The sequence below is a fragment of the Paraglaciecola sp. MB-3u-78 genome (genome assembly GCF_002835935.1).
Taxonomy (GTDB): Bacteria; Pseudomonadota; Gammaproteobacteria; order Enterobacterales; family Alteromonadaceae; genus Paraglaciecola.
In genome coordinates this window covers 269,907-293,113 of record NZ_PJCF01000003.1, presented here as the reverse complement: position 1 = coordinate 293,113, position 23,207 = coordinate 269,907, and the positions used below count along the sequence as shown (strand labels likewise).

Here is a 23,207-nt window from a genome sequence, read left to right as displayed (position 1 = left end):
GGTAAATATTGAGCAAGAGCATCTATTCAGTGTTAATGAAATTTTTTTGACTATTTGGGTCTAAATGCCGTGATCACTTGTGTATTACATTCTAAGTAGGGGACGTCCATTAAATCGATGCAATAAGGGATGGCCGGAAATATCGCATCTAGACATTGGCGTATGGCTTTGGGTTTTCCCGGTAAATTAACAATCAAACTGTCTTGCCGCAGACCCGCCATTTGTTGGGATAAAATCGCAGTAGGCACATATTTTAAAGACTCAGTGCGCATTAATTCTCCGAAACCTGGCATAATGCGGTCGCAAACTGCTTCTGTTGCTTCAGGAGTAACATCACGTTTAGCTGGTCCTGTTAGGCCTGTGGTTATAATTAAACAACAACTATGAAGATCCGCTAGTTCAATCAGAGTTTGTTCAATTGTATCTTGTTCATCTGGATCAGACGGTATTCAGCTTGCCAGTCCCTGCTAAGGTATTGGTCTAAAGTCTCCCTGATGGCTTGACTGGAAATATCTTCAGACACCCCAGCGCTAGCTCGATCGCTGACTATGCCAATTTTTGCTACTTTTGTGTGCATTTGAGGGTCCTAATTTAATGGCCGCATGCCATCTTGTATCAATTGCAGCCCATAATGATAACTATGGTTTAGGCAAACATTAGCGGGGCTTTAATATGCACCTATTATACCCTCATAGGTCGGTGGATTAGTCTTATGTATATGATATTAAAAGAGTTAACCATAAGGGAGTAGTTGACCTACCTCCTTTGCGCAGAGTACAAAGCCTCAAGTTGCCAAGAGCAACCTCAAACAGCTCCTCTTGCCCTTTTGGGCTTCACCCATATGTCCTGTTGATAAAATTTGCTTTATGCTCCTTAACTGAATTTCCTTATTTATAAGCGCTGAGATGGAATTTTATTTAACCGTTAAATTTATGCATATTACTTGTGCATTGTTGAGTGCCAGCCTATTTGTTTCGAGGCTAGTCTTGGACATGTCAGGCAAGCCAGGTTGGCGAACCAGTGTTTGGCGTCATGTACCGCATATTAACGATACACTTTTGCTGGTATTGGCGTTTGTTTTGTTAGCGTTAGGACCATGGCAGCCTTTGTTGCATCAATGGTTAGGCATTAAGATAATATTACTTTTGGGCTATATATTGATGGGGTTTGTCGCATTAAAAGTGACTTTTAGTGTTTTAATTCGCACCTTAGCTGCCATTGTTGCGCTGCTGCTTTTAACCGGCATCTTTTATTTGGCTCACTTTAAACCTATTTTATTGAGCTAATGTCTGCTCACCACTAACAAGACCAACCTTATACTTGATTGGCCTTGTTGCTGTCTTTATTCGTTGCCCCAGGCTGACGATGGTAATGCCGCAACTTATGCTCGCTGCGCCGCCCACTGCTGAAGGCTGAGACACGTTTTAAGTAGCCGATAACACGGGTGCCATAGTCAATGTCTTTGCTGCCACAATTGGGGCAACAGTCCAAAGTGCGTTTGTCTAGGGTTTCGCACTGGTTGCAGATGGTGATTTTTACGTTTACACAAAAATAATTGCAGCCGGTTGTTGCTGCAATATTCAGTAAGTTTAGATAACCGCCTTGATCGAGTTTTTCTTCCAGATTCAAATGCAAAGCCGAACCACCATCCAGATAATCCAATAATTTTTTGCCGTGTAACTGGAATTTATCTAAAGAATTAGACTGCTCATCTTCTACCACGTAGAAATAAGAGTTGTAACAATCCCGAGGCACAAAATAGCCATCCTGTTTATCCCATTTAGCGTTTTTAACCCCTAGATTTTCAGCCGGTACAAACTCGGTATTAAACATATAGCCATACTCTGCTTTGGCCGCTTTATTGGCGTCAAAAATGACTTTTAAGTGCTGCTGCACAAAATTAATGTATTCGTCATTATTACTGGCGGTGATCCCTTGTGACTCAGCGGCTTCAACCATGCCGTTTATGCCTATGGTTAAAAACTGTTTGTCCAGCGAGATAAAGCCCGCATCGTAAACAGTAAGTAAACCGGCCGCTTGGTATTCTTCCATCAACTTACGATAAGCCACTTGGTACTGATGGATCTTAGTGATCTCAGTCGCCATATCCCGGCCATCTTGTACCAGGCGATTCATATTAATGGTAATAACATTGATTGACCCGGTGGCAACGCCACCGGCACCGAGTGAATACGAAAACGTATTGTCGCTGATTTCATTGCGCAGGCGGCAACATGAAGCCAGTGAGTCAGCGTTATCAGATTGATAAACAAAAAATGAGTTTCCCGCTGCCAGTTGCTGCGCCATTTCATTGGCAAATTGTTGGTCTTTACACTGACCATTGTCGGTTAACATTGCCACGGTAATAACCGGGAAGGTTAATACGGTTTTTTCCCGTTCCTTGTTGAGAATTAGGGGTCAAGTTGCTTGATTAATATGCTAGAATTAGGGGTCAAGTTGCTTGATTAATGATTAATATGCTAGAATTAGGGGTCAAGTTGCTTGATTAATAAGACTTTTAATCAACCCCTCTACAGTACGACGGAATCTTTTGTTTACTCGTTTTTTCTGCCTAATTTGATGAGTAATTAGGAAATTAGGGGTCAAGTTGCTTGATTAATAAGACTTTTAATCAACCCCTCTACAGTACGACGGAATCTTTTGTTTACTCGTTTTTTCTGCCTAATTTGATGAGTAATAAAGCTAACTGAACCTGCGTGGCTCAGATTAAAATAATCTGCTATCTCCTTCAGCTTTGCCGCTGCTAACTCCTGACATAAATACATCGCAATTTTGCGTGCTTCATTTTCTGTTTGCGGGCCTCGACTGATTTTTAGCATATCTTTTGTATTTGTCTTGTAATAAGCGGCAACACCATCAGTCACTTGTTGCATCGTCAAATCCGGCTGTACAACCCGACTTTTTCTCTCTGCGCCCAACTCGGGCAAAAGTTCTTCGTAAACCCACTCTTTAAACGCTTTATCACCAAAAATAGCTGCCATGTTGCCTTTACGATGAAACATTTCTGTTTCTTTATCAATACCTTGCATAACAAAATCGCTATAACCTTTATATTGTTGTTTGTGACCTAACATCTTATAGATTGTCTCGCGTTCAAGCACATCAGTAGGTTTCACCTTGCCAATGTATGCCGGATAACTTGACCAAGGATAGTCTTCTAATCGTGCTACTAAGGGCTCTTTTGTCTCGATAGGATTACGGTGAATGTACCTGGACAGTTGTAAAAGGTAAGCGTCGTGATCAATTAAAATAGCTTTATAACGTCCTCTAAATAACGGTCCGTCAGTTAAACGTAGGCGATTGTAGCGCTGAGTATACACACCATTAATATGCCGCATAACTCTGCCTAGGTTTGCATTGGGTGTTTCAATCAAAAGATGGTAATGATTTCCCATCAGGCAATAAGCATGAACAATGCATTTAAAACGTAGCTGAGCCTGTGTAAGTGTTTCCAAAAAGCAGAGATAATATTCATCCCCATGGAATATCGTGTGCCGCTCCCTGCCACGATTCATTACATGGTAAAAAGCATTTTCATATTCAATTCGTTGAGGTCTTGGCATACATAAAGCGTAGAACCCATAGTCTTATTAATCAAGCAACTTGACCCCCTATCTTCTTTGGTAAAAAGCATTTTCATATTCAATTCGTTGAGGTCTTGGCATACATAAAGCGTAGAACCCATAGTCTTATTAATCAAGCAACTTGACCCCCTATCTTCTTAGTCTTATTAATCAAGCAACTTGACCCCCTATCCTCTTTCCATGGAATATCGTGTGCCGCTCCCTGCCACGATTCATTACATGGTAAAAAGCATTTTCATATTCAATTCGTTGAGGTCTTGGCATACATAAAGCGTAGAACCCATAGTCTTATTAATCAAGCAACTTGACCCCCTATCCTCTTCTAGTCTTATTAATCAAGCAACTTGACCCCCTATCCTTTTAACGATATGCCCAGCGACACATCAACCACTATCAGCTTCTCTGACTATAACGGCAAACAAGCTGAGCTTGAAGCTAAGGGCATGCACTTCCCTAATCCATCAGGTCGTACTATCAATGGCACTTTGATCACCACAACAGTGGCGCAAGATTTAGAGCCAGAATACATCACTACTACCAATGAAGTTGCCTACGTCACACTTCAAGAAAACAACGGTTTAGCCATTATTGATTTAACCGACAACAGTGTAAAAGTGATTGGGCTTGGTTTTAAAGACTGGAGTAGCTATCAGATAGATGGCATGGAAGATGGTACAGTGAGTTTTGGTCAATATGAGGACCTGTACGGTATGTACATGCCTGATACCATCGCCTCATATCAGTGGAAAGACGCTCACTTTTTGTTGACCGCAAACGAAGGTGATGCAAGGGAGTATTTCTTCGACACCTTAAATGCAAACGGCGAACAAGACCAAGACTTATGCGATGCAGCAGGTGGCCAAGACTTTGACCAAGTTGATGGTTGTTTGTCTTTCACCGAAGAAACTCAAGCCCGCCGCCTTAATTATGAACTCGGCTCTAATCTGGACACCATAGCCGGTGATGACCCAAGAGATTTTGATTTCACTGCTTATCCTCTAGGGCGTTTAACCGTGACAGAAGAGTTAGGTGACAGTGACAATGATGGTAAATATGAAGCGCTTTACGCCTATGGTGCCCGTTCATTCACTATCTGGGACAGTAATGGTCTAGTGGTGTTTGATTCGGGTGATGACTTTGAGCGCATTACTGCTTCTATCCATGGCAATACTTTTAATAACAACAACGACAAAAATGAAGGAGACTCTCGTTCTGCAAATAAAGGTCCAGAGCCTGAAGCATTAACAGTAGGGCAAGTAGGCGACAAAACCTATGCGTTTATTGGTTTAGAGCGTATGGGCGGCATTTTTGTTTACGATGTCACCAACCCTTATGCTACTAAGTTTGTGGATTATGTGATTAACCGCGGTCTTACCGAAGGTGGCAACATAGAGGGTGACAGCGGCCCAGAAGGCATGACGTTTGTTGATGCTACCAATAGCCCAACAGGTAACGCTTTAGTTATTATCGGTAATGAAGTTAGCGGTACAGTGTCGGTTTGGCAGATTACTGAGAACTAAGCAGAAAGCAACAAAAATGGGCTTGGGTAGTTTCGCATGTATAGAAAAATGAAAGTGAAAACGCCCTAGCCTATAAAACTGCAAATTTTAGTTTTTAGTGCGACACATTGAATTTTGAGAGCCAGTTTACTGAGCTAGCAGACATAGGAATTGTAGTGGTCGAACTATAAGTTTATGCCACTTGCGGAACTTGAAATGGACTGGGTTGACTGGCAGCTATGTGCCTAAAAGCGGTCAGTCGAGTGTTAAGCCTGACTGGGAAGTTTGTGCCAAAAGCCGACATAAGGTTCTAGTCTAGAAAAGGCTTAAATCGACCTAAAGCCGACGTAAGAGAATTCGAACTATCAGACTATATTGAGCGCAAAATCATCATGCGATTAATCAAACTTGGCCTCAGATAAGTCTGTTTGAATAAAAGCAGTTCATCATCATAAACAAAACTGGTTTGCACAACAGTGGGAGGTGCTTGTCTTGAATTCTGAATTATGTAGAAACAGTTGATTAATAGACGAAAAATAGCCGACTTTCACTCCCTTAAGAATATAAAATAGATGTCAATATGGAAAATATGTCGCATCATGTATTGTCATTTTATAAAAAATGACGTTTTATTCTACCTATGCTCTTCTCTTTTTTTCCTACAGATTGTCGTGTAGGCTAAGTTAATCTGATAAATTGACATAGCAGTTTAGATGCAGGCACGTTACTTCATAACATTATCATCAGCATTGCTGGCTTGTGGCATATTAGTTTTCTTCTATTACCTGCTTCCTTTATCTGATACCAGCTCTACAACCGCAAGATTAGATACAACATACCAAAACATAAGTGTAGATGGCCCGATCCAACCTATACCCACATCACTCACGTATGATGTCAATTGGGCTATATTGGGTAAGGCTTTGTTTCACAGCCCTTTGTTGTCTGGAGATAACACGGTATCTTGCTCATCGTGCCATCTGGTGGATTTCGGTGGTGACGATGGATTTCCCGTTTCAACAGGTATCAATAATCAAACCGGCTCACGTAATTCCCCAACGGTACTCAATGCCACCTTTAATTTCCGACAATTTTGGGATGGCCGTAGTCCAACACTTGCTCATCAGGCGCTCGGACCAATAACAAACCCCCTTGAAATGGGTACGTCACTGCAGTCCATTATTCAAAAATTAAAGCAGTACGACGAATTTCGCGTGGCCTTTGACGAGCTTAGTAGCTCAGGTATCACGTCTGAAAATATTCTCCAAGCCTTGACCATTTATGAACAAACATTAATTACGCCGAATGCGCCCATTGATCAATACCTTTTAGGAGACAATTCAGCGCTGACCGAGCAACAGCAAAGAGGATGGCTGAAATTTCAACAGTTTGGGTGTGTCAGTTGTCACCAAGGCCGCAATATTGGTGGTAATTTATTTCAAAAGTTAGGACGGGTAGACTCGGTACCCAGTCACCTGTTATTAGACGAGGGGCGATATGAAATCACCCAACAAGAAAAAGACAGGAATGTATTCAAGGTACCTTCATTAAGAAACATCGCGTTAACTTCCCCTTACTTTCATGACGGCTCAATCGTGAGTCTGAAAGAGGCCGTAAAGATAATGGCCAGAGCGCAACTTGGCAGACAGCTCAGTGATGAGGATGTAGACGACTTGGTCGCATTACTCCATAGCTTCACCGGTATCAAACATGAGCTGGTTAGCAATGAGTAAGGCAAAGTACGCGATAGAATTACTATTTTTGGTACTATTTGTTTTATCTTCCATGGCATTCATTGATCTTCAACGAGAAAATAAACAATCGCAGCAACATCTGGATTCTGCAGTCAAACTTCAACATGTATTGTCAGACCTAATAGTTGAAACATTACTGGCCGATTACGCTATCACTCAACATTTTGATAATCATGCAAAGCTGCAAATGCAGACTGAGCGTTTGATACTACGTTCAAGCTTATCCGTCAGCCTGCAGAATCAACTAAATGGGCTCGATGAGCTCATATCTGAATATATGCAGCTTGTCACAATGCTAAAAACCTCAGGACGCCTAATTAACGAATTTCAAAAGAACTCGGCTTTAGGCACTGAACTCCAGCAATCACAAAGCAATCGCATCGTCGCTAGTACAATGGCTTTCATGAACGAACCCGATGTGGATAGTGCCAAAAACTTGCGCGGGTTAATCGACCAATATGACAACAACCTTCGCTTGTTGGAAAGCCCCGAAATTCAATGGAACATGCTGCGAAAGCATTTTGAATTTGTCATCGATAATGAGATGCCTGCTTATCATTTACTGAAAGAGATTCAGTCTCACCCAGCCGCAGGCCAATTACTTAGCCATGTGACTTTTTCCTATACAGAAATAAAAATAAGCGAAGGTAAATACAGTCTGTACTTAATGTTAAGTATTGTTTCAATTTTTTGTATCTTCCTGACGGCATTAATTCGCCTCACATTTGCGCTAAAGCAACAGTCATCACAAGTGTTACAAGCCACAAAAACCAAAGACCAGTTTTTGGCCAATATGTCACATGAAATTAGAACGCCTATGAACGGCATCATCGGCTTAGCTGACCTGTGTTTAAGTACTAAGCTTGACTCTGTTCAAAAACATTATATTGAAAATTTGCAATTTTCAGCCAAGTCATTGCTGACCATCATCAATGATATATTAGATTTTTCTAAGTTTGAGTCAAAAAACCTCACTTTGGAACAAGTGGACTTTGTCGTTCAAGAACTCTTTTCAAACATAAAAACCATACTCTCCAAGAGTGCCGCAGACAAAAATATTGAGCTGGTATTTGATATCTCAAGTGATTTTCCGTCTCACCTCAATGGTGACCCCATAAGAGTTGGACAGGTTCTTCTTAACTTGATGTCCAATGCAATAAAGTTCACTGACAAAGGCCATGTGGTGCTTAAGGCCAATCTAATTAAATCGGCAGGTGATACACAATGGGTTGAGTTTGCTGTCTCTGACACGGGGATTGGTCTGACTGACACTCAACAAACTCGCTTGTTTTCTCGTTTTACTCAGGCTGAGACCTCTACTACTCGAAAGTATGGAGGCACAGGATTAGGCTTAGCCATTTGTAAGCTATTGACTGAAATGATGGAAGGCCACATTAATGTTAAGAGTGCACTTGGCAAGGGATCGACATTTAGTATGCGGATCCCATATCGTCAGGCAATTAACATCAATTTGGAAAACGAAAACAAAGACTTAATTCTATTGCACGGAATGACATTGCTGATAGTAGAAGACAACTCACTTACCTTAGATATAACCCAAACCATGGCAAAGAACTTGGGGCTGAAGGTTGTTGCAGTCAGCCATGCAGCAGCAGCGATAAAAGAAGTGAAACAAACGACGTTTGACTTTGCTCTTGTGGATTGGAAACTGCCGAATGTTAGTGGTCTTGTTCTCATTCAAAGCATGAAAGCTAAGCCAAACAAGCCTCAACATATATTTGTATTCACTGCCTATGATTCTAAAGATTTACGTACAGACCTTGCGAACCACCCGGATTGTCTGTGTTTGCATAAACCTATTACCCAGCAAGAATTAGCGCTCGCTCTTTTAGATAGAATAAGATGTGGCATAGATTCAGGGCCTGATAAATTGCACAACCAAGAAAAATCGAGACCCAAATTGTCCGATACTCGTATCTTATTGGTTGAAGACAATGAAATTAACCGCATTGTTGCTACTGAAATGATGTCAGTGATGTCGGTACGCGTGGATATTGCAGAAGACGGTCAACAAGCAGTAGAACAAGTTCAAAAGAACAGATATGACATGGTCCTTATGGATGTGCAAATGCCAGTGATGGACGGGTTGGAGGCGACGCGTATTATCAGACAACATTTTACGATACAGGAACTGCCGATCGTCGCACTCACAGCCAACGTCATGCAAAAAGAAATAGATCACTATCATGAGATTGGAATGAATGCGCATTTAGGAAAACCTTACTCCAGAGAATCATTGGAAGAAATACTGCTGAAATTCTGTAAGAATATAACCGGCACCTAAAATAATTATTGGTTTTCAATAGTATTTAACATGCCACCCATAATTAAATATTTTTGAGTACAACAAAGCAAGTTTTCAGTGCATGGTTGAATTGTCTATCGCTGGCATGAGGTGTTCGGTTGTTTTGGTGAAATCTAGTTGAATAATTGGGGCGTGTCTGAATTTAGGGCACGGTTATGCAGTTTAGGTATTTGGCATGATGAATTTATGAGGTTATGGCAGCGTAACAAAAAAGCAGTTGCTGAGACATCATCCTAATTTGCTAAAAATTAGGCTTCTTGCTCCTGAATCGCTATGACCACGAACGGCCGTTATTGGCACATGGACGACGGATAGAGGAAGTTGATGTTGAAGGGGTTTAGTAGCAAAATGCACCAATATAACTCTAAGTGCTAATGACCGCTATGTCGGAATTCCCGTCCTTAAGATGATTAACTTGTTTGTCTGCTTTTCGCTCAAACCGGACGAAACCACAATAAATCGCTACGTCCGCTTTCTTGGGCATAGCAGCCGTTCGACTAAGATATCTTCTATGTCTCCTGATCGCTTAAATTTACCTTGCAATGAATTTTATCGACTGCCTGTAATCTGCTAGTCCACCTTCGAATATTGCTATATCAACATAAAAAAAGAACCAGCACTGTTAATAAAAAAACGGCGTTAATTCTTCAAATAACGCCGTTTTTTTTATGCAAACTAAAAGCTAGCTGCTGCACTTAGAGTGCATATTTGTCTTTCATCAGATAGGCAAAAGCGGTGTTAAAGGCGACTTCTTGAAACATCTTTAAACCTGTGTCGGGCATAGGCACAAGCACAGGGTTGCGCTTTAATGATTCTTTGATAGCTGTGGGAGACAACACTATGACTTCTACATCATCTAATAACTCTAACGCCGCTTCTAATTTAAAACCTATGGCACCACCAGCAAACTTACCTTTCATGGGGCGTTGGCGAATGACAATTTGGTCTATTTTGTAATCTTGTACTAATTGCGCAAAGGTTTTTTGAAAATAACGTAAGTCTTTAGCTATTGCGTTTTTAGGCAGTGATAGTTTGCGCGTATGGCAATCAGGAATTTGGAATACCTCTTCAGCCAAAGATAACAAACAAATATTTGCATCATTACCACTTAATTCAACACCGATTACCCGCATAACTCTTTACCTTTACTTTTGATTTTAACTTGAATTTTGTGGATTATAACTTAATTCCTAAAAATGAGTGATACCAATACATCAATAAAACGATGTTGAGTGAAATGCTACTTTATACCAACATACACCAGCCCCAAATTACCAATTAAAAGGTTCAAAAATGTTAACTCTGTATGGTTTCGACGTCAGTAACTACTTCAATATGATTAAACTTGCCTTGGCCGTTAAAGGTATTGAATATAAAACAGTCATTCTTTACCCCAATCAATCAGCTGAATATCTCAGCAAAAGTCCAATGGGTAAAGTACCGGCTTTAGAGACTGAGCAAGGTGTGTTGACTGAAACCAATGTCATTCTTGAATATCTTGACGACACCTATCCAGACAAACCTTTGTATCCCGGTAATACGTTTGAAAAAGCGAAGATTAGAGAATTAGTTAAAATGGCCGAGTTGTATTTGGAGTTGCCCGCTAGGCGTTGCCACCCTGAAGTGTTTTTTGGACAACAGGTCGACGCACTGACTAAAAAAGAAGCCAAACGTGCTTTATGCAAAGGCATCGAAGGCTTGGCCCGCTGTGCCCAATTCAATCCTTATTTGGCAGGTGAGCAACTAACTGCGGCAGACATAGTGTTTCTGTATAGTGCTGATTTAGCTGCAGCGGTTGCTGGTAAGTTGTTTGAACTTGATTTACTCGACATGGCACCGGGTGCGAAACAACTGATGACTACGTTAAATCAGCGAGAAGACGTCATTAAAATTGCAGAAGACAGAAAACTCGGCAATATAAAATTCAAAAAATATATTGCGAGCCTCTCTTAAAGATAAAGATTGTAATAAATGATCGCTTAATAAATTATTGGCGTAAGATTGGTTAATTCATTTTAATGTTTTTTAGGGAATAAAAAATGAGTCTAACCACAAACGCTGAATTCAGTTGCCCATATTGTATGGTCACAAATGACCTATTAATTGATGAAGAAAATGATTTAAATCAGCAACAAATAGTTGATTGTCAAATTTGTTGTTCACCTATTGAGGTTGTGGTTACGGCAGGTATCCACGACAAATTTAATATTGTCGCCACAACTGACAGTGAATAAATTGCCAATAGGTCTCTGAATGATAGATGTATTTAATGCCACACCTTGGTTACAACTAAAAATCCAACAAGCAGCAAATGAAAGGTCTTTGCTGCAGTTGGTCGTCAAGCATATCCGTAGTTATGAGTTTTCTACGAAAGTAGATATCGAGGAGATAGATATTGCTTTTGCTGCCACTGGAGGTATGACTCACTGGGTTAACAGCGACAACTTAAAAATCAAATGCGATCCTGTACCAAATAGGCAGACTACCTTTGGAGATATTTTAATTGAACAACCCCAAGGTTATGTCAATTTAGCCACACCAGCAGGTTTTATTCCATTAGTCGATGTTGTCTATTCACTGGGTCAACTTAGCTTAAAACAAATTAACTAACCCATATACATGATCCAGAACCGCCAATAACACCAGCAAATTACCGTTTACGTTAAGTTGGTGATAACGTAGGCGTGTTTATACTCCTATGAGTCAAAATCATATTTATGATCAAGGTATCTCGCAATACAATAAGATGGCTTACCATAGCTTTTATGAGCGTCCATCTGCCCAGCTTTGCACAGCAGTTATCCTTTAATAAATCCAAACAAAATAAGGAAATGCATTTCAACTACACTTGGTCTGATCATCAAGATCAAACAACAGACCTAGCGTTCACATTGCCGTTGCGTCAATTAAATACCCAAAATCATAAAAAATTCATTCCTGACTTAGCCCAGCAATATGTCTATATAGAATTGCATAAAGCGGCTCGTAAAATTGATCCCAAAGAAGCCCGAGTGCAGATCCAGCATCGAGGGCAAGATCTTCATATACAAGTCACCAGCAGATCCAACAATCTCTTAGATAAGTGGCAGCGTTCAATGAACCAAAGTCAGGAAAAAGCCCTCGACCAATATCTTAAAGATAATTATTACAGTCACTTTCGTTCTTATATGGGTCAAAAAGCCATAAAACCTGATCATTTACGTTATATTTCTGAAAATACAGCGGCTCTGTTGCCTATAGCCCAAGCCGTGTATGACAAATTACCCACAAATAGTGAAACCCGTGCTTATGTCAATTTAGTACTCAGCTGGGTACAAAGCATCCCCTACAATGAATTAAAGAATCGCTTAACGTCTAACGGTGCAGGCTATTTACCGCCACTATCTGTGGTAGCCAACAACCAAGGAGACTGTGATAGCAAAACAGTATTGATGGCAAGCTTAATACGTTCGTTAATACCGGATGTGAAAATGGCCATGGTGTTTCTGCCTAATCATGCATTGTTAGGTATCGTCCTGCCCTTTAGAACAAACGAGCAAACCCTAGATATAGACGGCATGGACTATTTGCTAATGGAACCAACTGGCCCTGCAAAAATTCCCCTAGGCGAGATTGCCAATCGCAGCGCCCGAGATATAGCGGGTAATATGTATAGCCTTGAGGAAGTGCTTTAGATAGCTAAAAAAGATATTGCCGGTGCTCGATGCCAATGTCAGATGAACAGTAATGTTATCCAACAGCTTTTAATGTTTATTCTTAAATCTTCATCAAATAAAGTGTTCTCAGTAGTAAACTGGGTATTAGGTAAATCATGAGTTAAGGTTCTTTAAAATCTGAGAGATTATTTCTTCTAAAGAGTTTTCAATTAAAATAGTGATAGCCTCTGTAGGTGGTTCTAAAGTTTGTAATTGACTATCTAGTAAGGCTTCTGGCATAAAATGTGATCCTCTATTGGTCAAGCGAGAATGTAATAGGTCCTTATCTCCTTTTAAATAAATAAACTTAACCGCACCTGCAGTTGTCGATGACAAGCAATCTCGATACATTTGTTTCAATGCTGAGCACGCTAATACTGCCCCACCTGATGATTCCCACAATTTAATTTTATCCGCTAATAATGTTAACCACGGTTTTCGTTGTTGATCTGTAAGTGGGCTCCCATTCTGCATTTTTTTTATATTTTCTGGAAAATGATAATCATCAGCGTCATAAAAAGGTAATGACAACTTTTCACCTAGAATTTTTCCTACCGTCGATTTACCACAACCAGATACACCCATTACGACATATATCATATTAATTCTCTTCCATTTCAGGGTGTGACTCATCACAGGAATATACGATATCCCATCCCCATCAACACCAAAGACATGGCCAGATAAAGGTCTTAATGGGTGAATAATTTGTCTAATTGATGTTGTTGCCAGCCCTCAACTTACAAATAATATCGAGAAAGTAAGTAGAGACCACAGGCTAATAAAGCTATTTGCCTGTGGTAACTAACCTCGCTTATTTATCTACAATTGTTCTTCAGCAAATTCTGCCAACCTACTACGCACGACACCGTCTAAGTTAATGGTGGCACTGCCAGAAAAATTCTTAAATTTCTCAACTATATAGGTTAAACCCGATGTGACTGCAGATAGGTAATTACTGTCAATTTGTGCCAAATTACCACTGCAAATTAACTTAGTACCTTCGCCGCAGCGGGTAATGATGGTTTTTAATTGAGCAGCAGTGAGATTTTGTGATTCGTCCAAAATGACAATGGCATTTTGAATACTCCGACCACGCATAAAATTCACTGATTTAAATTGAATATTGGCTTTTTCCATGATGTAGCTCATTGAGCCTTTTACGTTTTCATCATTTTTATGTAGCACTTCTAAACTGTCGGTAATAGCGGCAAGCCAAGGGGCCATTTTTTCTTCTTCGGTGCCGGGTAAAAAACCAATGGATTCGGCAATTTCAGGGGTACTTCTGGTCACTATTATTTTGTCGTACATGTTTTTCTCTACGACCATTTCAAGTGCTGCCGCCAGAGCCAATAAGGTTTTACCACTGCCAGCTGGTCCAGTGAGGATCACTAAATCAATATGCGGATCGAGTAAGGCATGTAAGCCCATCGCTTGACCAATATTTTTTGGTGTAATGCCCCAAGCTCTGCGTCCCATGAGTCGTTCGTATCCTAGGTCCAAGACGTCTAAATGATCACTACTAACAGACTCAACTAAACCCGCGAAGTGCTGGCTATCATCCAGTAAAAACTCATTCACATAAGCTTCTGGTAACACTTTACGTTCGATAGTGTGAATAGTATCTCGGCCTTCAGAACGGCTATCCACCGACTTAACTTCATCCCAAAAATTACCAGAAAACTGATGATAACCCTTAGTCAAATATTTAATATCGGTAACCATCTGATCAGTGCGGTAGTCCTCCACATGTGCCAAACCCGCTCCCTTGGCCTTCAAGCGCATATTGATGTCTTTGGTGACCAATACCACTTGTTTAATATGTTGAGATTTTTGTAAAAACAGTGCGCTATTAATAATACGATTATCGTTTTCGTTACTAGTGAACACCTGTTGTGAAACAGGCATGCCATGATCAACAAAAATCGATAGACTGCCAGTAGGCGCTGACTCTCCAGCACCCATGCCTAGCATTGACACACCTTGCATCAAATCTTCAGGTGAGGCGTCGTGAAGTAAATTTTCCATGGCTCGAATAGACACACGGGCATCTCTGGCAACATCTTTTTTACTGTCTTTAATATAATCCAGCTCTTCAAGTACTGTCATGGGCACAACAACATCGTTTTCTTTGAAGGATAAAAAAGCGAGGGGTTCATGAAGGAGAATATTAGTATCTAATACGTAAATTTTTGAACTTAGTGCTTTTTTTCTAGACATCCGGCGCTCCTGTAGGACTTAGATAAAGTGCCTGCCAGTTAAATCATATTCTTTGATCTGCGTAGGTGATACGAGTAAACACTTGCGCTCAAAACATACTTAACTACAGGCTTACCGTTGTACAATAAAACACTTTCTCTAGACAAGCATCTACTTTTAAACAGTTCAAGATTAAATTTTTGCTACAATGCGCGCCCGTCGCACGGCAAGTATCAAAAGTAGTAATTCCATAGGTGAGGACAGAACAATGGCTAAGCAACAATTTTTTGCATTAGGGCAACGCTGGCTCAGTGATACTGAGACTGATTTAGGTCTGGGTACTATTATACAAATTGAGTCACGCTCAGTCACAGTATTATTTCCAGCCACAGGTGAAAGCCGTGTTTATGCTGCCCAGACTGCTCCTTTAACCCGAATAGAGTTTGTCATTGGCGAGAAGGTAAAAAGTCACGAAGGCTGGGAGTTACTAGTTGAGCAAGTACAAGAAAAAGATAACCAACTTACCTATATTGGACATCGAATTGATAACAACGCTGCGGTTGTTCTAAAAGAAACCTTCATCGATCATCACTTCCAACTTAATCAACCAGAGCAGCGATTATTAAATGGCCAGTTCGACGATCCTAAGTGGTTTGATTTACGTGAACAATGCCTATTGCATCAATTCGAACATAACATCTCACCGTTACTGGGTTTTGTTGGCGCGAGAGTCGATCTGATCCCCCACCAATTACACATTGCATCTGAAGTAGGTAGGCGCCATGCCCCTAGAGTATTGCTGGCCGACGAAGTTGGTCTGGGCAAAACCATTGAAGCTGCATTCATTATTCACCAGCAGTTATTAACAGCCAGAGCTCAACGGGTGTTGATTGTTGTGCCTTCTAGTTTGGTACACCAATGGTTAGTCGAAATGTTACGCAGAGTAAACTTGGCTTTTTCAGTGTTTGATGAAGAACGCTGTGAAGCTATGTCTGAAGACGCCGGCAATCCATTTGAAGCAGAACAATTGATTATATGTAGCCTTGACTTTTTAACCCACAATAGTCGTTACTATCAACAAGCGCTGGAAGCTGAGTGGGACTTGATGGTGGTGGATGAAGCTCATCATTTAATTTGGTCACAGGGTCAGCCTTCTCAGCAATATCAAGTTATCGAAAGCCTCGCAAATGTCACTAAGGGTGTCTTGCTGCTCACTGCCACACCCGACCAACTTGGCCATGAAAGCCACTTTGCTAGACTCAGGCTACTCGACCCTGCGCGTTTTCATGACTATCAAAGTTTTGTGGCTGAGGAAAAACAATATAGTCGATTGGCGACTGCCATAGGCCCATTACTCAGCGGTGCGCAACTGAGCGACGACAATATTCAGGCTATCAGTCAATTTGCAGCCCCTGAAATGTTAAAAGACATCAATACATCTGACTTACAAACTAAAACTAAACTGCTGCACACTTTATTAGACCAGCATGGCACAGGACGATTGTTGTTTAGAAACAGTCGGGCCGGGGTGAGTGGCTTTCCAAAAAGAAAATTGTATGCCTACTCATTAGTTCAACCCATGGAATATTCTTTATTACAGTCAGAAGATCCAAGCAACTTACAGTTACAACTGACCCCGGAAAGACATCCAGACGTGGTGAATACTTGGGTGAATTTCGACCCTAGGGTTGCATGGTTTATTTCTCAGTTACAATCATTAAAGGGCGAAAAAGTCCTGACAATTTGTGCAAATGCCAGCACTGCACTGCAATTATCGGAAGCGTTGCGAGTTAAAGCGGGCACGCGTTCCACTGTTTTTCATGAAGGCATGGGCATTGTTGAGCGGGACAGAGCGGCTAATTACTTTGCGCAGTCGGAAGATGGCGCGCAAGTGCTAATTTGTAGTGAAATAGGCAGTGAAGGGCGTAATTTCCAATTTGCACACCATCTAATTTTGTTTGATTTACCTTTAGTACCTGACCTTTTAGAGCAACGCATAGGTCGTCTTGACCGCATTGGGCAAAAGCACAATGTGTGTATCCATGTGCCTTATTTTGATATGAGTGCACAACAGGTGTTGCTCGATTGGTATCACCAAGGATTAGGCGCATTCGAACACACCTGCCCCACAGGTATGACAGTGTATGAAGAAACCCAAGAAATGTTACATGCCTGTATTCAAGCACCTACAGATATTTCTAAGTCAGAACAACTGATTAATCAAACCGCTAGCCTGCACCATGCGCTCAAGTTAAAACTTGAGCAGGGTAGAGATAAATTGCTAGAACTCAATTCATCTGGTCAAGGCCGAATCGATGTGTTTTTAGAGCAAATTTTGCAGGCAGAACAGTCACCTAAGCTCGAACTATTTATGACTCGACTGTTTGATGCTATTGGTTTACTGCAAGAAGATCATGACGAAAGCTGTTATGTATTGCGACCTACCGAAACCATGATTAGCCCTCTTCCAGGTTTGGACGAAGAAGGTATGACCATTACTTATGAGCGCACAACTGCAACGTTATTGGAGCATGTCACTTTCCTAAGTTGGGATCACCCAATGATTCAGCATGCTATGGATATGTTGACCACAGACGTGATAGGCAAAAGCTCGATCGCGTTTTGTCGAGATAAAAGCAAGCCTGCCGGTGCGTATTGGTTAGAATGCCTATTTGTTCTCTCGGCAAAAGCGGCACATGGTCTACAATTGTCACGATTTTTACCACCAACACCGGTTAAAATCTGTATAGATGCCAACTCACAATCGATAGACAAACAATTTATTCAATTAGAAGCGGTGCTACCTAAAATGGGTAATCAACTTATCAGTGCGCTCAAATCTCAGGTGGAAAAGTGTTTGGACAATGCCCAACAGGAAGCCGAGCAAAAAGCCGAAAGGGTGAAAACAGAAAGAATAAGTCAGATGCAAGAATTGTTAGGGGGTGAGTTAGCTAGATTACAAAGTTTACAACAAGTGAACCCCGCCATTCGTGATGAGGAAATTGAACATGTGGCGAATCAGATCAATAGCCTTGTAAAAATCATGGGCGAAGCGAGACTCAATCTCGAAGCAGTCAGGCTGATTGTGAATAACCCGCAATAGGAACTGACAAATGGCAATTCCTATTGCGGGTTATTCACAGTCCGCCCATGGAATTATCTGGATAATTGTTTCTCAGGATGATGAAATATTAATAAACCTAGCGGCTTGTTGAGTGTTCCAGGCAAAGAGCATGCAGATTGTTTACAAGACCAAGCATTAGAGCGGGTGGACAGCCTTAACCTGCATGGGATGTTTCATAGCTTTCGTCATCCCGTTACAGAACGACCCTGAGTTTTGAGTCTCAGGTGCCTTTTTAATCTGATAATAAACGTCCCTTTATCAGTCAAAATCCCTATTACTGTTTAACTTGCTCATTGCGTAATATGCCAAACATATTCATGTCATGAAAATCATTGTTCCAGTAGCATTTGCCGCGCAAAGTTCCCTCTAAACGAAACCCTAAATTTTTGACTAATGTTTCTGAAGGCTTATTACTAGGTAAAATGAGTGCCTCAACACGGTGCACATAGAAATGAAAACTATCTGCAAAAATAAAATTAATAATAGTCCCCACCGCTTCAGTTGCATAACCTTTGCCCCAGTAGTCTTTAGATAACTCGTAACCTACAACTGCAGTGTGATCAAACTCGTTCCAATTAGTGAAACCACAAGTACCTAGAAATTCACCTGATGTTTTATGACGAATAGCCCAACGGATACCAGTGTTACTGTCAAATCGAGCGTCAAAATACGCGATCAAACGATCTGCTTCATCAATGGATTTGAAGCGCTCTACATCATAGTACTCGATGATTTTGGGATCGGAAAATATGGCGAATAGAGGTTCACGATCATGCTTTGTAAGTCTATTAAGTAACAATCGCGGAGTTTCAATGATCGGAAATGCTAGAGTAGACATGAAGTCCCTGATAAAAATATGAGTTAACCTATTATTAACGAAATAAACTCTGGTGCAAAATTAAAGAACTACCTAATACGTTCCGATAACCTATTCATATACATTTTCAGAGGCATTATCGTTATTAAAATCCTGTTTTTCTTACTGCTCGCTTCTGTGTGCAACCAAAGCTTAGCGGCTCCTGATAATCACTTGCTAAGACAATTAGATATTCAGCGTGGGCTCTTTGCCGATACCTACCAAAGTTTTGATATTGACAATCAGCCGATTATTTATGTGTTACAAGAAAACACTACCGCTATTACTCGTGGAGTAGCAGTCATGATTGCTGATAGCGGCATACCCATAGTAGGCCAAGAAGGCTTCGCAACTTTAGCCAATGAGATGAACAAAATTGGTTGGGTCACTATTTTGATACCCGCTCCAGACATAGGTTTTATACCGACCATCGACCCACAGGGCGAGTTAGAAGATGCTGGAAAAGCAACGACTGAAGAAGAAGAGACTAAAACCTCCGCAGATACACAAGAAACCAGTGCCAGTGCAGTACTATTAGATTTAGATATCAGTAAGTCTGCGGTAACCACTATAGATGAACAGGCATTTGTAAAACACGAACAACAGCTAGTCTCTCTTTTACAAGCCGTCATCGAAAAATCCCAAGAGTATCCAGGCTTCTTTTTGGTCATCAGTAAAGGCACAAGTGCCGCTTGGCTAAGTAAAATTTATGCCGAAAAGACATTAAACTCCCCTGACGCCCTTGTGGTAATCAGCCCTTATTGGCCAGACAGAAAACACAATCAACGTCTACCAGAATGGATAGCCAATACGCCAATGCCAGTATTGGATTTGTATAGCAGTGGGGATAATGGATGGGCACGAAAGACAGTGAGTCGTCGTCAAATAACTGCAGTCAAAGCACTAAAATTGCAATTCAGACAACGAGAATTGCTTGGGTTTAATATGCATCAGCAATATAGCGCCTATATTGGTAAAGAGATTTATGGCTGGATAAGCCACATGGGGTGGTAGTCAATCGAAGGTATAAAGCCTTAAAATAGTGACATTTCAGGAATGCACATCCCAAAAAAGACGCTATTCTCTGTGAAAATAAAAATTCTAGCTATACTAAGCACATGATTCTCCACAAATTAGACGGTCCTATTAGTGTCCACAGTTAGTGATTTCGTACACAGTAAATCCAAACAACTGGCATATTATGTCCGTTTCTTTTTGCAACAAAAAATCCCTTATTCAGAACTGGATTTGTTTTTTTGGGATACCATGGAAGAATGGACACAAGTCAAAAAAGGTAAACATCTGCCTTACGAAAACACCGAGCAAATATTTTGGCATGTATTACACCAAATACATTACTGGCCTCAGCGCACACTGATTGAAGATCCGTACTTAAGAGGTGAATTAGAAACCTGCCTATACTGCCTTGAAAATGAAGGGATTTATCCATTGCCATTGGACTGTATTGGAATAAGACCCTAGACTCCTTTAATTTCGACTATTAATGCAACATCTTGAGGATTTTATAAGTTTTCCCGGCTAAGGCATTCACCTTTTTTCAAGACGATGTATATCAAAGCGTTTATTGGCCCACACAATCAATACTAATACAGGGATCCCCATCAATGCAGTGCTTAAGAAAAAGTGTTGATACCCTATTGTTTCAACAATCGTGCCTGAATAGCCACCTAATATTTTTGGTAGTAAAGTCATTAATGAGCTGAAAATAGCATATTGCACGGCAGTAAATGAAATATTGGTCAGACTAGATAAAAAGGCAATAAAGGCAGCGCTAGCTAAACCTGCCGATAAATTATCTGCCGAAATAACCACATACAACAAAGTCATATCATAGCCGACTTGAGTAAGTAACATAAATAATAGATTGGTTATCGCAGACAATAATGCGCCTAAAAACAAAATTTTCAATACACCAAAGCGTATACTCAATAGGCCGCCTAAAAACCCACCTATAATGGTCATTATTAAACCAAAGGTTTTCACAACACTGGCAATTTCAGGTTTGGTAAAACCCAAATCGAGATAAAACACATTGGCTATTACGCCCATCACAATATCGGAGATCCGGTATAAACCAATCAAGGCTAATAATAACCACGCTAATGACCAGCCATATCTTTGGAAAAAATCGTTCACCGGTTCCACATAAGTGACAAGGATTGTTTTTTGTTGCACTAGGCCGCTAGCAATTACTATTTTAGCAATAAGACCAGCAACTATTAAGGCTAAGGCTAAGCGAGCAAACTCAATCACTGCACCGGCTAAATAGCTGTTAGCAATCAGCGTACTTAATGCTGCTTTTGCCGATACTGCATCAGATGCCGTCAAATAAAAACTAGCCACAAAGCCAATAACAGCAAATATAAACAACAAGAAAAAACCTAATTGGTGGTGCTTATCTTGAGCTTGAGTGAGATAATTTGATTGCGGCTCGCTGACCACTAAGGTGGTTATCACACCGATCGACATCATCGCAGCCATAATTAGATAGGTTGTTTGCCAAGCCAGATAATCATATTCACCCATGCTCGAGCCAAAATAACTGGCTAACACCAAGGAGCCAGCTCCTGCAATCAGCATACCGATTCGGTAACCGGCAATGTAGCTAGATGACATTAATGCTTGTAGCTGAGTATCGGCAGACTCAATTCGATAGGCATCAATCACTATATCTTGGGTCGCCGATGAAAAGCCTAATAATACCGCTGCCCATGCAATAACTACTAAGGGTTGCGTGGCCGGGTCAACAAAGGCCATAGCGACAATGGCTAGCATAATCATGACTTGTGACAAAAGCATCCAGGCTCGTCGGCGGCCCAAAAAACGAGTTAAAATTGGGATCGGTAAGCTATCTACCAAGGGTGCCCAAACAAATTTAAAAGAATAACCTAAGGCGGCCCAGCTAAAATAAGTGACGGCTGCACGATCTATTCCCGCCTCACGTAACCACAAGCTTAAAGATGAAAATATCAGTAACAAAGGTAATCCAGCTGAAATGCCAAAAAACAACATTGTGATAACCCGAGGATGTTTAAACGACTTTAGGGTATCTAACCAAGTTGCTTGCGAAGTCTTAGGGATATCATTCATTAACGGGTTATTCCGTAATCGTAATTAAGGTAACAGTCTTGGTATTGGAAATATCCCATCACTAGGGCACGACTTTTGGTCAGTCTATTCAGCAAGTAAGACTTGGTTTTTGCCCGCCGCTTTTGCTTGATACAAAGCTTTATCAGCCATGTCCAACCATTGGGTACTATCTTTATAGGTGTGCTTAAAACCTGAAATTCCGATACTGACGGTAAATGAAATATTTATCTCATCATATACCACAATATATTTCTCAACTAAACGACGAATACGCTCAGCTACAAACTCTACGTTAGCTACAGGTGTATCAGGTAATATGACCGAAAATTCTTCACCATCATAACGACCGGCGATATCTGTTTCTCGGATGGTTTTTTTGATGATACCAGCCAAAGCTTTAATGACCTCATCACCTGCAGGGTGGCCATAAGTATCATTCACTTTTTTTAAATTGTCGATATCCAACATGATAAGGGCTGAAGGGCTTTCACTGCGCATATCTCTTTTGTACTCCATCACAAACTGCTCTTCCCAAAAGCGTCTGTTGTAAAGTCCTGTCAAACCGTCTATTTGACTCACTTTTTGTAACTGGCGGTTAAGTGATTGCATCCCCAGTCGGCTTACGGCTTCATCTGTCACATCGTATATCACCAAACAGACCTGATCCACTTTACCCGTTAAAGATGCCAACGGAAAAATCGTGATATTTTGATACATATGATTAGCTTTTGAAGTAATGGGACGATTGCAGTTAAAATGAAATAAATACGGACGCTGCTCCCAAATAATAAACACAGGACTCTTCAACGAAAAAGCGGGTGCTGCTTTTCGAGTAAACCACTCCCTGTCTATTTCAGGAAAAAACTCAAATACATTTTTATTTTGGATCATTCCCGGCACAATACTGCTATGGTTTTCCATAAACTGGTTCCATACCTGCACATTAAACTCTTTATCTAACACCACAATTCCCACCTCAATAGAACCGAGGAGGTCGTGTTTCCAATGCATTTCCGCCAAACTGCTATCAACTGCCAT

Annotated in this window: 17 protein-coding genes and 3 pseudogenes; 11 read left to right on the top strand and 9 right to left on the bottom strand. The window is 40.8% G+C overall.

The features are described from left to right. Window positions 1–50: 50 nt before the first annotated feature. Window positions 51–577 (bottom strand): annotated as a pseudogene (mog, locus tag CXF95_RS05245) (molybdopterin adenylyltransferase). 328 nt (window positions 578–905) lie between these two features. Here mog and CXF95_RS05240 point away from each other — a divergent pair. Then, on the top strand, window positions 906–1,286 hold the full coding sequence (locus tag CXF95_RS05240) for a SirB2 family protein (protein WP_101197707.1): 381 nt from the start codon (window positions 906–908) through the stop codon (window positions 1,284–1,286). 28 nt (window positions 1,287–1,314) lie between these two features. Here CXF95_RS05240 and nrdD read toward each other — a convergent pair. Both nrdD and CXF95_RS29495 read right to left on the bottom strand, forming a co-directional pair. After that, a pseudogene (nrdD, locus tag CXF95_RS05235) lies at window positions 1,315–2,406 on the bottom strand (anaerobic ribonucleoside-triphosphate reductase); the annotation flags it as partial. Between the two features lie 197 nt (window positions 2,407–2,603). After that, window positions 2,604–3,584 (bottom strand): transposase, encoded by a 981-nt coding sequence (locus CXF95_RS29495; protein WP_157828074.1) that lies wholly within the window; start codon window positions 3,582–3,584, stop codon window positions 2,604–2,606. Between the two features lie 392 nt (window positions 3,585–3,976). Between CXF95_RS29495 and CXF95_RS05225 the strand changes: the two are divergent. The 3 genes and pseudogenes from CXF95_RS05225 to CXF95_RS05215 form a co-directional block, all read left to right on the top strand. Beyond that, window positions 3,977–5,125 (top strand): annotated as a pseudogene (locus tag CXF95_RS05225) (choice-of-anchor I family protein); the annotation flags it as partial. A 692-nt stretch (window positions 5,126–5,817) separates the two neighbouring features. Next, window positions 5,818–6,837, top strand: a complete 1,020-nt coding sequence (locus tag CXF95_RS05220) for a cytochrome-c peroxidase (RefSeq protein ID WP_101197706.1) — start codon at window positions 5,818–5,820, stop codon at window positions 6,835–6,837. After that, on the top strand, window positions 6,815–9,163 hold the full coding sequence (locus tag CXF95_RS05215) for a response regulator (protein ID WP_101197705.1): 2,349 nt from the start codon (window positions 6,815–6,817) through the stop codon (window positions 9,161–9,163). The genes CXF95_RS05220 and CXF95_RS05215 overlap by 23 nt, the downstream gene beginning before the upstream one ends. Window positions 9,164–9,879: 716 nt before the next feature. On the opposite strand, the gene CXF95_RS05210 is transcribed toward CXF95_RS05215, so the two are convergent. Beyond that, on the bottom strand, window positions 9,880–10,317 hold the full coding sequence (locus tag CXF95_RS05210; protein WP_101197704.1) for a DUF3010 family protein: 438 nt from the start codon (window positions 10,315–10,317) through the stop codon (window positions 9,880–9,882). A gap of 160 nt (window positions 10,318–10,477) precedes the next feature. On the opposite strand from CXF95_RS05210, the gene CXF95_RS05205 reads away from it, so the two are divergent. The 4 genes from CXF95_RS05205 (at window position 10,478) to CXF95_RS05190 (ending at window position 12,858) form a co-directional block, all read left to right on the top strand. Then, window positions 10,478–11,137 (top strand): glutathione S-transferase family protein, encoded by a 660-nt coding sequence (locus CXF95_RS05205; RefSeq protein WP_101197703.1) that lies wholly within the window; start codon window positions 10,478–10,480, stop codon window positions 11,135–11,137. A gap of 86 nt (window positions 11,138–11,223) precedes the next feature. Beyond that, the gene (locus tag CXF95_RS05200; protein ID WP_101197702.1) at window positions 11,224–11,418 is read left to right on the top strand and encodes a CPXCG motif-containing cysteine-rich protein; all 195 of its coding nucleotides are present in this window, start codon (window positions 11,224–11,226) and stop codon (window positions 11,416–11,418) included. Window positions 11,419–11,437: 19 nt separating this feature from the next. Continuing rightward, entirely contained in the window at window positions 11,438–11,794 is a 357-nt protein-coding gene (locus CXF95_RS05195) for a hypothetical protein (RefSeq protein ID WP_101197701.1), read from the top strand. Window positions 11,795–11,949: 155 nt separating this feature from the next. After that, complete coding sequence (locus tag CXF95_RS05190; protein ID WP_232787659.1) at window positions 11,950–12,858, top strand: hypothetical protein; 909 nt, start codon at window positions 11,950–11,952, stop codon at window positions 12,856–12,858. A 135-nt stretch (window positions 12,859–12,993) separates the two neighbouring features. Here the strand turns inward: CXF95_RS05190 and CXF95_RS05185 are convergent, their stop codons facing one another. Further along, complete coding sequence (locus CXF95_RS05185; RefSeq protein WP_101197700.1) at window positions 12,994–13,479, bottom strand: gluconokinase; 486 nt, start codon at window positions 13,477–13,479, stop codon at window positions 12,994–12,996. A gap of 222 nt (window positions 13,480–13,701) precedes the next feature. Beyond that, the gene (locus CXF95_RS05180) at window positions 13,702–15,099 is read right to left on the bottom strand and encodes a PhoH family protein (RefSeq protein WP_101197699.1); all 1,398 of its coding nucleotides are present in this window, start codon (window positions 15,097–15,099) and stop codon (window positions 13,702–13,704) included. Between the two features lie 247 nt (window positions 15,100–15,346). Here CXF95_RS05180 and rapA point away from each other — a divergent pair, with 247 nt between their 5' ends. Then, window positions 15,347–18,181: an RNA polymerase-associated protein RapA gene (rapA, locus tag CXF95_RS05175; protein ID WP_101197698.1), complete on the top strand. Its 2,835-nt coding sequence runs from the start codon at window positions 15,347–15,349 to the stop codon at window positions 18,179–18,181. 295 nt (window positions 18,182–18,476) lie between these two features. Here rapA and CXF95_RS05170 read toward each other — a convergent pair whose 3' ends face one another. Then, a complete protein-coding gene (locus tag CXF95_RS05170) occupies window positions 18,477–19,040 on the bottom strand; it encodes a GNAT family N-acetyltransferase (protein ID WP_101197697.1) in 564 nt (187 codons plus the stop codon). 192 nt (window positions 19,041–19,232) lie between these two features. Here CXF95_RS05170 and CXF95_RS05165 point away from each other — a divergent pair, with 192 nt between their 5' ends. After that, the gene (locus CXF95_RS05165) at window positions 19,233–20,072 is read left to right on the top strand and encodes a DUF3530 family protein (RefSeq protein WP_232787658.1); all 840 of its coding nucleotides are present in this window, start codon (window positions 19,233–19,235) and stop codon (window positions 20,070–20,072) included. Window positions 20,073–20,207: 135 nt separating this feature from the next. Next, window positions 20,208–20,540, top strand: coding sequence for a hypothetical protein (locus CXF95_RS30365; protein ID WP_232787657.1), 333 nt, complete (start codon window positions 20,208–20,210; stop codon window positions 20,538–20,540). A gap of 66 nt (window positions 20,541–20,606) precedes the next feature. Here the strand turns inward: CXF95_RS30365 and CXF95_RS05155 are convergent, their stop codons facing one another. Both CXF95_RS05155 and CXF95_RS05150 read right to left on the bottom strand, forming a co-directional pair. Next, window positions 20,607–22,169 (bottom strand): MFS transporter, encoded by a 1,563-nt coding sequence (locus CXF95_RS05155; protein WP_101197695.1) that lies wholly within the window; start codon window positions 22,167–22,169, stop codon window positions 20,607–20,609. Between the two features lie 84 nt (window positions 22,170–22,253). Further along, a complete protein-coding gene (locus CXF95_RS05150) occupies window positions 22,254–23,207 on the bottom strand; it encodes a sensor domain-containing diguanylate cyclase (RefSeq protein WP_101197694.1) in 954 nt (317 codons plus the stop codon).